The organism is Streptomyces apricus (assembly GCF_008369065.1).
Lineage (GTDB): Bacteria > Actinomycetota > Actinomycetes > Streptomycetales > Streptomycetaceae > Streptomyces > Streptomyces apricus.
This window is the reverse complement of record NZ_VDFC01000032.1, coordinates 1-11,412: the sequence shown is the minus strand read 5'-3', so window position 1 is coordinate 11,412 and position 11,412 is coordinate 1. Positions and strand designations below refer to the sequence as shown.

Sequence of the window (11,412 nt, the reverse complement as noted above, 5' to 3'; positions counted from 1 at the left end):
GGGGGTGAGGGGGAAGGTGTCGGCCACGGGGTGGCCCGGTACGCGCAGGCCGACCGCGTTGACGAGGACGACGCCGCCGACCCGCTCGCTGCCCAGCAGGGCCAGTTCGGCTGCGATCCAGCCGCCTATGGAGTTGCCCACCACGGTGACGTCCCGCAGGTCGAGTGCGTCGAGCAGCCGGGCGTAGACCCGCGCCAGGGCCGGTACGTCGGCCAGCCATTCGGGCCGCGGCGTGCCGCCGAACCCCGGGTGGAAGGGGGTGAGGACCCTGGCCGGCCGCTGCTCGGCGAGGAGCGCGGCGAACGGGGTGACGGTCTGCGGGCCGCCGCCCCCGTGCAGCAGCAGGAAGGGGCGGCCCTCCTGCCCCTGCACGTCGACCGTGACGTCGAGGGCATGGGGCCCGAGCTCAAGGGTGTGGGTGCTGCTGGTCATGCGGTGCTCCTCGCGTCGGCGTGCCGCGCCCCTTTGTGAGAGGCGACTCTCAGGAGATTAGGGAAGTCGGGTGTCTTCGTGCAAGTCCACTCTCATGGTGAGTACTCGCTGTTATCCTCGGGGTGTCGACGACAGGGCACGGAGAAGGGGAGGCGCAGCATGGCGACGCCGGACGGCGCCGGGCGCACCAACCAGAAATTGCGCACGCGGACCGCGATCCTCACGGCGGCCCGGGAGCTGATCGAGACGGGCGGCGATGTGACGATGCCGGCGATCGCCCGCGCGGCCCTGGTCTCCGAAGCCACCGCCTACCGCTACTTCGCCGACCTCCCCTCACTCATCAGTGAGGCGCTGGCCGGTGCCTGGCCGCCCCCGGACCAGGCGCTCGCACCGGTCGCCGACTCCACCGACCCGGTCGAACGCATCGCGTTCGCCTGCGACTTCCTGCTGCGCGGCATCCTCGCCCGGCAGGGCTCCGTACGGGCCATGATCGCCGCCACCGTCACCCGCCCGGAGTCGGTGGCGGCGCGTCCCGGCATCCGCTTCGGGCTCATCGATCAGGCGCTGCGCCCGCTGGAGGACACGCTCGGAGCGTCGGACCCGGACGCGTTCGCCCAGCTCAAGCGCGGTCTGGCGGTGGTGGTCAGCGCCGAGGCGCTGTTCGTCCTCACAGACCTGTGCCGACTCGACCCCGAGGAGGCCGTCGCCAGCGCGGTGGGGACGGCGGTGGCGCTGACCCGGACGGCGCTCGCCCCGACCGCGACGTAGCGCCGGAAACCCTCTGCCGGTCACTGCCACCGGAAGGGCCCCGCCGGCCGTGGCCGACGGGGCCCTTCTCTGTACCGCCCTGGTGCTGATGTACGGGGAGTGCCGCAATGCGGCCGCCGTCAGACCTCCGTCGGGCTCTTCTCCGGGAGCCGCTCCGCCGCGGGCGCGGCGGCGGCCACCGGCTCGGGACCGCCCTCGCTGAGGCCGTAGCGGCCGTGGAAGGCGCGCAGGAAGCCCGGCGCGTACCAGGCGGAGCGCCCGAGCAGGCGCATCGCGGCCGGTACCAGCACCCCGCGCACGGCGACCGCGTCCAGCAGGATGGCCAGCCCGCTGCCCAGGCCGAACATCTGCATGAAGCTCAGCTCGGCCGTCCCGAAGGCGAAGAAGCTCACCGCGAGCAGGCAGGCCGCCGCGCTGACGATGCGCCCGGTGTGCCCGAGGCCGTGGGTCACGGCGGACTCGTTGTCCTCGCCCTGGTCGTGCAGTTCCTTGATCCGGCTGGTGACGAACACCTCGTAGTCCATCGAGAGGCCGAAGGCGATGCAGAACATCAGCACGGTCATCGACACGTCCATCGGCTGCGCGGTGAATCCGAGCAGGGAGGACAGGTGGCCGTCCTGGAAGATCCAGGTCATGACGCCGAGGGTCGCCCCCAGGCTGAGCAGGTTCAGCACCAGGGCGCGCAGCGGCTGCACGACGCTGCCGGTGAACAGGAAGAGCAGCAGGAAGGTGGTCAGCGCGACCAGCGCCACCGCGAGCGGGAGCCGGTCGGCGACGGAGTCCTTGGCGTCGACCAGCACCGCGTCGGTCCCGCCCACCAGCGGGCTCACCCCGGCGGGCGCGTCGAGCGACCGCACCTCGTCGACCAGGTCCTGCGCCGCGTCCGACTTCGGGGCCAGGCCGCTCACCACGTTGATCTGCTGGGCGTCGGGGCGGGCGAGGGCCGCGTTGGCCGGACCCGGCGCCGTGGAGCGCCCCTCGGCGTAGGTCCCCGTGCTCGCCTCGACGCGGACGACTCCTTCGAGTTCGGACAGCGTGACCGCGTACGACTGCAGCGGGTCCTTGTCCACGGCCCCGTCGAGGACGATGTGCAGGGCGGCGGCGTCGTTGCCGGAGAAGTCGTCGCGCAGCGCGGAGGACACCTGGCGGCTGTGGGCGTCCTCGGGCAGGACGCGTTCGTCCGGCGTGCCGAAGGTGATGCCCAGCAGAGGGCTGGCCGCCGCGAGCAGGACCACGAGCACCGGCAGCGCGGTGAGCACGGGCCGCCGCATGACGGTACGGGCGAGGCGCCCCCACAGCGGCATCCGGCCGCCGGACGGCCTGGCCTTGGCCCACGGCAGCCGCCCGCTGTTGACGCGGTGCCCCAGCACGACGAACAGGGCGGGCATGACGAACAGGGTGCTGACGGCCGCGATGGCGACGACACCGACACCGGCGTACCCGAACGAGCGCAGGAAGTACTGCGGGAACACCATGAGCGCCCCGAGCGCGGCGGCCACCGTCGCGGCGGAGAACGCGATCGTCCGGCCGGCCGTGCTCACCGTGCGCCGGACGGCGTCGTCCACACTCGCGCCGCCCGCGAGCTGTTCCCGGAACCGGCTGACCATCAGGAGGGCGTAGTCGATGCCGAGACCGAGGCCCAGCGCCGTGGTCAGGTTGACCGCGAAGATCGACACGTCGGTGACGCTGCCGAGGAGGAAGAGCTCCGCGAACGTGCCCATGATGGCGAACATGCCGATCACCAGCGGCAGCAGGGCCGAGACCACACTGCCGAAGACGACCAGGAGCAGCAGCAGCGTCAGCGGCACCGCGATGGCCTCGGCCAGCAGCAGGTCCTTCTCCGACTGCTCGCCCATCTCGCTGTTCACGGCGGCGCCGCCGCCGGCCTCGATCGTCAACGACTCCTCGTACGGGCCCGAGTACGCGTCGATGACGGCCGTGGCGTTCTCGTCGCGCTCGATGTCCTTGCCCTTCACATGGACCAGGACCATGGCCTCGCGGCCGTCCTTCGAGAGGAGGTCGGTGCTGTCCGTGTCCCAGTACGAGATCACGTTCTGCAGGGTCTCGTCCTTCTTGAGGTCGGCCACCAGCGCCCGACCGTCCCTCTCCGCCGCGGGGGCGTCGACGCGGCCCTTCTCGGCGCGTACCAGCAGGACCAGGTTCGTCTCCCCGCCGAACTTCTCGTCGATGACCTTCGCGGCACGGCTGGACGGGGAGGCGGGGTCGTCGTAGCCACCCCCCAGCAGCTTGCCGAACGCGCCGGCGCCTGCGACACCCATGAGGGCCAGCGCCACGACGGCGACGACGAGTACGAGCCGGGAGCGACGGATCGCCAACTCGGCTATGCGTTCAAACACGGACAGTCTCCTTTGGGTCCCAGCATGAAAACGACGCGATGCCTCCGCCGCCGTCGCGCGGCCGTTGCGGGGCCGATGGCGCAATGCCGTCGCGGACCCCGTGCGAGGGGCCGGCGCGAGAGATGACACGCATGTCGTCGCCGTGCCGACGTTAGTGAGACGCCAGAAGATTTGGCAGTGTTAGATTTTCCTAACAGCATTCAACATCGGGCTGCGCGCACCGGGTTGGCGACGTACGGTCGTGGCATGACCGCCGACCGAGATGCCACCGCCCCGCCCACCCTGCGCCAGCGGCGGTGGGCCGCCGCCGCGCGGGAGATCCTGGAGGCCGCGGAGCGCCAGATCGCCGAGGACGGGCCCGCGGCCCTGTCCCTGCGCGCGGTCTCCCGCAGCCTGGGGATGACCGTGCAGGCCCTCTACCACTACTTCCCGAGCCGGGACGACCTCGTCACCGCCCTGATAGCCAAGGCGTACGACGCCCTGGCCGAGGCCGTACGGGCCGCCGTCGACGCCGCCGGGGACGACTCGCCCGTGGAGCGCGTGGTCCTCGCCACGGAGGGGTACCGCAGTTGGGCCATCGCGCACCCCGAGCTGTTCCAGCTCCTCTACGGGACACCGCTGCGCTACTACGCGGCCCCCGTCGACGGCCCGACGACGCAGGCGATGCGCCGGATGTCCACGATCTTCGAGCGGGAGCTGTTCGGCAGGTTCACCGAGGCCCAGCTGGCCGCGGCCCAGACCCCCGACCTGTCGCCGTCGTTCACGCAGTACCTGGACCACCTGCCGTCCGCGGACGGGCGGAGGCTGCCGTCGGCCGCGACCGCCCTCCTCATGAGCGCCTGGGGGCACATGCACGGCATGGTGGTCCTGGAGGTGTTCGGTCACACCTCGTTCCTCGGCGACCACCAGGCCGAGGTCTTCCGCATGTCGATGCGCAACCTGGTGGAGGACGTCCACCGCCGGATCGCCCCCGCCGGGGACGGGACGGCGGGCGCCGCGAGCGCCACCGGGTGAGCGCGCGCGAGCCGTTCGGACATGACGGCGCGCGGCCCCTCCGTCGTGGAACGGAGTGGCCGCGCGCGCGTGTTCACTCGCCCGGCGCCGCCTTGCGCAGGGCCGTGATGCACGTGGTGATGGCTTCCTGGAGCTCCTCCAGGCGCTGCAGCATGTCGTCCTCGTAGATGGTGTCGAGGTCGTCGACGTCGTCGAAGGTCAGTTCCTCGAAGACCTTGGTCGCCTTCGTCAGGCTGCTGTAGAACTTCGTACGGCGTTCCTGCAGGCGCAGTTCGGGGTCGGCCTGGACGGTCTGCGCGACGATGTCCTTCACGGAGTCGTACGCCTCGGAGGCCCACTCGCTGGTGTCCTCGCCCGCGTCCAGCTCGTCGATGAGGGAGAGATGGCGCTCGGCCTCGGCGCGCAGCTCGGCGGGAGCGTCGATGGTCTGCCCCGCCGGGGTCTTGACCTGCCCGTTCTCCACGATCTGGCGGACGTAGCCGATCCGGCCGGCCGCCTGGGTCTCGGTCGCGACCGCCTTCTTCAGGCCGTCGGTGCGGGCGATGTCACGGGCCAGTTCCGTCTGCAGCGCCGGATCCTCCTGGAGCCGGTCGAGCAGCGCGGCCCGCGCCGCCTGCGCGGTGGAGGGGTCGGCCAGGATCGCGGCCCGCAGCGCGGTGGGGTTCTCGGCTACCTCCAGGGCCTTCGTCGGCCGGATGCCCTCGGCCTCGGCCGCCGCGCTGATCGCCGCGCCCCGCTCGGAGCCCGCACCGGAACGGGACACGTAGTACGCGTGCCAGACGTCGGAGTCCGGCAGCACCACCTCCTGCCCGGGGGCCAGCGCCTCGAAGTACGGGACGAGACCGTCGTCGGCCGCCTTGTCCCACGCCTTGTAGTAGCGCATGACCCGCTCGGGCGAGCACCCGGCCAGCTCGGCGAAGCCCTTGGCCGAGACCTTCGCCGTCTCTCCCGGGAGTTCACCGCCGGGCCGTACGCTGCGCGCCACCTTCAGCGCGAACGCCCAGCCGCCGGCCCGCACGTACGCCCCGAACTCGCGTGCGTCCTGGGCGACATCGGCGTGCACGTCACCGGGCGTGTCTTCCTCGGTCGCGTCCTTGCCCTCGTTCTCGCCCTCGTTCTCGCCCTCGCCGGTTCCGCCCGTCCCCTCGGCCTTGTCGGTCGTCTCGGCGGCGTCCGCCGGGGCCTCGTCGGCGGACTCCGCCGGCTCGACCCAGAACTCCCCGGTTTCCGCGCTCACCTGGCCGGGCACCTGGTCGGCGGACGGGACGGACGGTTCGGGCTGAGTGGTCACTACGGTCACGGGGCGGCTCTCCTGGGCGGGAACGAGGCTGAGGGGCAAGACTACAAAAAGCAGCCCGCGCAGCCTATATGAACCACTCGATGACGTTTTGTTCCGCCCCGAACCTCTCGCTCCGTCCCCCCTTCATCCTCGCTCCGGCCACTCACCGCACTCCCGGCGCACGGGATCACCGGCACCCCGGTAACTCTCCGCCGCCACTCAAGTACGCTTGGTGAATGACTGTTTCGAGCGCGGAGCTCCAAAGGGCACCCGGACCGACCGCCGTGGTGACCGGTGTGGGCTCCCATCTCCCTCCCCGCCGGGTGACCAACGACGAACTGTGCGCCCGGGTGGACAGCAGCGACGCCTGGATCCGCGAGCGGATCGGTATCGAGGAGCGTCGCCGCGCGGACCCCGAGGTGTCCACGGGCGACCTCGCGCTGGAGGCGGCGCGGCGGGCGATGCGGTCGGCGGGCGTGCCGGACGTCGACGCCCTGGTCCTCGCCACGACCACACCGGACCACCACTGCCCGGCCACCGCGCCCTCCGTCGCCCACCGCCTCGGGCTGCGCGACGTGATGGCCTTCGACGTCACCGCGGGCTGCGCCGGCTTCGTGTACGCCTCCGGCGTGGCCGCCGGCCTCATCAGCGCGGGCAGTGCCCGGCGGGTCCTGGTCGTGGGCGCGGAGACGATGTCGGCCATCATCGACCCGGACGACCGTGCGACGGCGCCCCTCTTCGGCGACGGCGCGGGAGCCGTGGTCCTGGAGGCCGGGACCGAGGGCCAGGACGGGAGCCTCGGCCCCTTCGTCTGGGGCAGCGACGGCTCCCTCGCGGACGCCATCGTCATCCCGGCGGGCGGGGCCCGTGAGCGCCACCGGCGGGACACCGCGCCCGCGGGCGACTTCTTCGTCCACATGCGCGGCAACGAGGTGTTCCGGCACGCCGTGCGCCGTATGGCCCGGGCCGCCCAGGACGCGGTCGCGGCCGCGGGCTGGGAACTCGACGAGGTCGACCGTCTGATCGTCCACCAGGCCAACGGGCGCATCGCCGCCTCCGTCGCCGACGCGCTCGGCATCCCGCCCGAGCGCACCCCCTCGAACATCGCGGCCGTCGGCAACACCGCCGCGGCCTCCGTCCCGCTGCTGCTCGCCCACGCCGCGGACGCGGGTCAGCTGAAACCTGGGCACCGCGTGCTCGTTGTGGCTTTCGGCAGCGGACTCGCCTGGGCGGCCACCACGCTCGTGTGGCCCCCGGGTGTCACCGCGGAGCTGCAAGGACCCGTCCGCCCAGGAGCGTAAGGAAATGAAGCACGTGCTCGAAGAACTCAAAGGCATCCTCACCACCCAGGCCGGGCTGCCCCCTGCCCCCATCACCGCCGACGCCACCTTGGCCGACGCGGGCATCGACTCCATGGCCGTGACCGTGCTGTCCATGCAACTGGAGGACCGCATGGGCGTGTTCCTCACCGAGGACGAACTCTCGCGCGCCCCCACCGTCACCGCCCTGGCCGACCTCATCGCGAGCCGAGCCGCCGGGAGCCGGTGATGCCGGGCACCCGCGCCGCGTGGGAGCCGCCCGGCTGGAACGCGCCGGAGCGGACCCGGGAGGAGCTCGTCCCGCTGCGGTGGCGCGGCCTGCGCTACGCCTGCCGCGTCATCACCTCGGACCGCCCGCCGGTCACCGAGCCCCTGCTCCTGCTCGGTGGCGCGCTGCAGGACATGTACGCCTGGCCCCGGCTGGAGCGCAGGCTCAGCGACCACATGCCCCTGGTGTTCGTCGACCTCCCCGGGGTCGGGACCGCCGACGACCTGCCCGCCGAACAGGGCTTCGACGCGCTGGCCGAGGCCGCCCTGGCCGTCGCCGACCGGCTCGGGTTCGACCGGGTCAACCTGCTGGGCGCCTCGTACGGCGCGCCGATCGCCTACCGCGCCGCCCTGAGCCGGCCGGCGGCGGTCGCGCGGCTCGTGCTGGCCGGCGCCACGCACCGGATGAACCCGCGCCTGGTGTCCGACTGCGAGCAGGTGTGGCGGGCCCGTGCCGCGCTCGCGGACGACACCGACGGGAGCCTGTCGGCCGCCGGCTCGGACGAGATCGCGGCCCGCGCCGTCGCCACGCTGCTCAACACCGGTGCCCGGGACCGGGTCGCGCAGGCCCCCACCGTGGCCCGGATGCTGCACCGGCAGTTCGCCCGGATCACCCCGGCCGAGGCCCGCCGCCACGCGGTCTGCCACCAGCGGCTGCGCGCCGCGGACCCGCTGCCGGCCACGGCCCTCGACGCGGTGCGCGCGCTGGTGTTCACCGGCGAGCACGACGACGTCAGCACGCCGGACGAGAACCGTGCCGTGGCGGCCGCCATCACGGACTCGACCTTCCTCCTCGTCCACGGCGCCGACCACATGGTGCACCTCGAACGGGAAGCCGAGTACGCCGACCTGGTCCTGCGGTTCCTCACCGACCTGCCGCTCGACGGCCTGCCCTACGCGACCGCACCGGAACACCCCGGGCGCGACACCCCGGCCGGGTTCACCCCTTCGGGTTGTTCCCGGCGCTGCGAGGTCGGTTGACGCTTGAGCGGCGGCGGGCCGGGGAGTAACGGAGCGTGAGATCGTCGCTTCCGCGGTCCGCGGAAGCACGCCTTCGCCGACCAGTTGAGGAGCAGGCCCGTGTCCGACGTCGTCTTCACGGCCGACTTCCGTTCGCACAGCCAGTGGGTGGCCGGCCGCTCGTGGGCCTATCCCGACGGCGGCCCGGTCAATCCGTCCGACGACAAACTCGACCACCTGGTCTCCGACCCGGCCTACTCCCGCGCCGGGACCTTCCGCGCCACCAGGCGGCCGGACGGCCTGTGGGACACGGGCCTGCTGACCACCGAGGGGAGCGAGGAGGGCTTCCTCCTGCGCACGGGGGACGTCCTGGAGACACGGGTGCGCCTGCCCACCGAGGTGGGCGCCTGGCCAGCCGTCTGGACCTGGCGGGACGGGGGCCAGGAGATCGACGTGTTCGAGTACCACCCCGACCACCCGGACCTGCTGGAGTTCTCCAACCACGTGCGCGGCGGGCACCTCTACCACCGCGACGACGCCGTCCGGCCCGGCGGGCACGTCGAGCTGCGGGTGGAGTTCGGCGCCCGCTCCGTCGTCTGGTGGGTGAACGGCGAGGAGACCTTCGCCGACCGGCGCGGCGTCGGCCGGCGCTGGCACGCCCACCTCATCGTCAACCTCTCGGTCTGCGCCGGGCGCTACCACCCGCCGCCCGATCCGGGGACCGAGGAGATGTCGTACGCCGTGGAGCACCTGCTCGTACGCCGCCCGGCGGGGGACGGTGACCCCGGAAGGCCACCGTCCCCCGCGCCCGGTCAGGGGGCCCAGGGTGCTTCGACGGCCCAGGTGGTGTCCTCGGTGAACGAGGCGGGGTTGTCCCAGGCATGGGAGCCGCCCGGGGTGGCCAGCCACAACTCGGCGTTGTAGTGGCGCAGGTACTGCTCGGGGAAGTTCGACGCCGACAACCGTACGCCGCCACCCGCGCCGCGCACGGCGCACCAGGTCGCGTCGGCCTGGAACACGGCCCCGCTGCCCGACTCCTTGTACACGCGGTACTCGCGGTGACGCAGGTACTCACCGGGGTAGTTGCGCGACTCGAACGAGTAGCAGGAGCTGTTGGCGAGGCCCGGCACGACCTTCCAGGTGGCGTCGTTCTTGAGCAGGCCGGCGCTGTTCGCGTCGACCACGTCGGTGTAGGCGGCGCCGTCCCGGTGGCGCAGGTAGCGGTCGGTGTACCCCGCAGTGGTCACCCGCAGGGACTTGTACTGGTTGGCGGGCAGGGTGACGGGCGTGGCCGGTGACCGGGAGGCCTCGATGAGGGCGCGGTTGGCGGCCTGGAGGCGGGCGGCGTCCACCTTGACGACCTGCCGGTCGTAGGTGAGCAGCCCGTTCGCCTCGTTCTCCACGTCGGTGATCTCCGTGTAGACGGAGGCCGACAAACCGGCCGGCAGGCGCAGTTCGCGCAGGGCGTCGATGAGTCCGACCAGACGGTTGTTCAGATGTGCCTGGTCGGCCTGGTCCTCGTAGCTGAAGCCGCCGCCCGGGTACCACTCGTGGCCGGAGACCTTGAAGCCCAGTCCGCCGTACTCGCCGAGGACGGCGGCGCGGGTCGCGCTGGGCACGGTGGTGCCGGGTCCGACGTAGACGTGGTGGTCCAGGACGTCGCCGTTGCCGCCGTCGACGGCGCCGCAGCAGTTGATGCCGCTCATGTTGTTCACCAGCCGCGAGGGGTCGTACGCCTTCACGTGGTCGGCGATACGGGCCTGGTCGTACTGTCCCCAGCCCTCGTTCTGGTTCACCCACATCACCACGGACGGTGAGCTGCGGTGCTGGTCGATGATGCGGTCGTACTCGGCCTCCCACTGCGTGCGGGCGGCGCTGTCCGGGGTGCGGGTGTCCATCGCGGGCATGTCCTGCCAGACCAGCAGCCCCAGCCTGTCCGCCCAGTAGAACCACCGCTGCGGCTCGACCTTGATGTGCTTGCGGACCATGTTGAAGCCGAGGTCCTTGTGTTTCTGCAGGTCGTACTTGAGGGCGTCGTCGGTGGGCGCGGTGTAGATGCCGTCCGGCCAGTAGCCCTGGTCGAGGGTGCCGGTCTGGAAGACGAACTTGCCGTTGAGGACGGGGCGCAGCACGCCGTCGACCCGTGCGATCCCCACGGAGCGCATCCCGGTGTAGCTGCCCACGGAGTCGACGGTGGCCGAACCGGAGAGCAGGTCCGCCTTCACGTCGTACAGGTACGGGTCCTCGGGGGTCCACAGCCGGGGGTTCGGGACCGGCACCGTGAAGGTGCTGCCGACGGCGCCGGTCGCGCTGCCCACCGTGGTCGATCCGGAGGACACGGTCACCCGCGCGGTCTGTCCCGAGACGCCGTCACCCCTGACGGTGACCTTCAGGGTGTTGTTCGTGAGGTCGGGCACCATGTCCAGCCGGGTGATGTGCGCCGGGGCCGTCGGTTCCAGCCACACCGTCTGCCAGATGCCGGAGGCCGCGGTGTAGAAGATGCCGCCGCCCGGGTGCGGGGCCACGTCGTTGATGCGCTGCTTGCCGACCGCCTGGCCACCGGTCTGCGTCGGGTCGAGGACGGAGACGACGACGGTGTTGGTGCCGCCGTTGAGCAGGCTCGTGATGTCGTACGAGAAGGAGTCGTAGCCGCCGCTGTGCGCGGCGCCGGCCTGCGTGCCGTTGACCCAGACCGTCGTGCGCCAGTCGCTGGCGCCGAAGTTGAGCTGCACGCGGCGGCCGCTCCAGCCCGCGGGGACCGTGAAGGTGCGCTTGTACCAGAGCTTGTCGTTCTGGGTTATCTTGCGCTGGATGCCGGAGAGCGCGGACTCGGCGACGAAGGGCACCCGGATCTGCTCGGTGAACGAGGCCGGCTGGCCGGCGTTCGCCGCGGTGACCGCGAAGTCCCAGATGCCGTTGAGGTTGGCCCAGTCGGGGCGGGTGAGCTGCGGGCGCGGGTACTCCGGCAGCGGTTTGTCGACCGGGACCTGGTTCGTCCAGGGGGTGGTCATGGGGG

The 11,412-nt window shown here is 72.1% G+C and carries 10 protein-coding genes; 6 read left to right on the top strand and 4 right to left on the bottom strand.

Going from position 1 to position 11,412, the window contains the following annotated elements; genetic code table 11:
- The coding region (locus tag FGF04_RS10725; protein WP_149511102.1) for an alpha/beta fold hydrolase at nucleotides 1-432 on the bottom strand (432 nt) is incomplete at its 3' end.
- Nucleotides 433-591: 159 nt separating this feature from the next.
- Between FGF04_RS10725 and FGF04_RS10720 the strand changes: the two genes are divergently transcribed.
- Nucleotides 592-1,200 carry a TetR/AcrR family transcriptional regulator gene (locus tag FGF04_RS10720; RefSeq protein WP_149511056.1) on the top strand — a complete coding sequence of 203 codons (609 nt, stop codon included), beginning with the start codon at nucleotides 592-594 and terminating at the stop codon, nucleotides 1,198-1,200.
- A gap of 119 nt (nucleotides 1,201-1,319) precedes the next feature.
- Here the strand turns inward: FGF04_RS10720 and FGF04_RS10715 are convergent, their stop codons facing one another.
- Nucleotides 1,320-3,557, bottom strand: a complete 2,238-nt coding sequence (locus FGF04_RS10715; RefSeq protein WP_149511055.1) for an MMPL family transporter — start codon at nucleotides 3,555-3,557, stop codon at nucleotides 1,320-1,322.
- Between the two features lie 246 nt (nucleotides 3,558-3,803).
- Here FGF04_RS10715 and FGF04_RS10710 point away from each other — a divergent pair, with 246 nt between their 5' ends.
- Entirely contained in the window at nucleotides 3,804-4,571 is a 768-nt protein-coding gene (locus FGF04_RS10710) for a TetR/AcrR family transcriptional regulator (RefSeq protein WP_149511054.1), read from the top strand.
- Nucleotides 4,572-4,644: 73 nt separating this feature from the next.
- On the opposite strand, the gene FGF04_RS10705 is transcribed toward FGF04_RS10710, so the two are convergent.
- Entirely contained in the window at nucleotides 4,645-5,871 is a 1,227-nt protein-coding gene (locus FGF04_RS10705; RefSeq protein ID WP_408055603.1) for a hypothetical protein, read from the bottom strand.
- Nucleotides 5,872-6,086: 215 nt separating this feature from the next.
- Between FGF04_RS10705 and FGF04_RS10700 the strand changes: the two genes are divergently transcribed.
- The 4 genes from FGF04_RS10700 to FGF04_RS10685 all read left to right on the top strand — a co-directional run bounded on the left by FGF04_RS10700 (nucleotide 6,087) and on the right by FGF04_RS10685 (nucleotide 9,320).
- Complete coding sequence (locus tag FGF04_RS10700) at nucleotides 6,087-7,151, top strand: beta-ketoacyl-ACP synthase III (protein ID WP_149511053.1); 1,065 nt, start codon at nucleotides 6,087-6,089, stop codon at nucleotides 7,149-7,151.
- Between the two features lie 4 nt (nucleotides 7,152-7,155).
- Nucleotides 7,156-7,398 (top strand): acyl carrier protein, encoded by a 243-nt coding sequence (locus FGF04_RS10695; RefSeq protein ID WP_149511052.1) that lies wholly within the window; start codon nucleotides 7,156-7,158, stop codon nucleotides 7,396-7,398.
- Nucleotides 7,398-8,417, top strand: coding sequence for an alpha/beta fold hydrolase (locus FGF04_RS10690; protein ID WP_149511051.1), 1,020 nt, complete (start codon nucleotides 7,398-7,400; stop codon nucleotides 8,415-8,417). The genes FGF04_RS10695 and FGF04_RS10690 overlap by 1 nt, the downstream gene beginning before the upstream one ends.
- A 99-nt stretch (nucleotides 8,418-8,516) precedes the next feature.
- Entirely contained in the window at nucleotides 8,517-9,320 is an 804-nt protein-coding gene (locus FGF04_RS10685) for a LamG domain-containing protein (RefSeq protein WP_328596284.1), read from the top strand.
- Here FGF04_RS10685 and FGF04_RS10680 read toward each other — a convergent pair.
- The coding region (locus tag FGF04_RS10680) for an AbfB domain-containing protein (RefSeq protein WP_149511050.1) at nucleotides 9,209-11,412 on the bottom strand (2,204 nt) is incomplete at its 5' end. The genes FGF04_RS10685 and FGF04_RS10680 overlap by 112 nt on opposite strands.

Coding starts and splice junctions, on each gene's coding strand:
- FGF04_RS10710 (WP_149511054.1), top strand. CDS start 3,804: ATGACCGCCGACCGAGATGCCACCGCCCCGCCCACCCTGCGCCAGCGG.
- FGF04_RS10690 (WP_149511051.1), top strand. CDS start 7,398: ATGCCGGGCACCCGCGCCGCGTGGGAGCCGCCCGGCTGGAACGCGCCG.
- FGF04_RS10695 (WP_149511052.1), top strand. CDS start 7,156: ATGAAGCACGTGCTCGAAGAACTCAAAGGCATCCTCACCACCCAGGCC.
- FGF04_RS10720 (WP_149511056.1), top strand. CDS start 592: ATGGCGACGCCGGACGGCGCCGGGCGCACCAACCAGAAATTGCGCACG.
- FGF04_RS10700 (WP_149511053.1), top strand. CDS start 6,087: ATGACTGTTTCGAGCGCGGAGCTCCAAAGGGCACCCGGACCGACCGCC.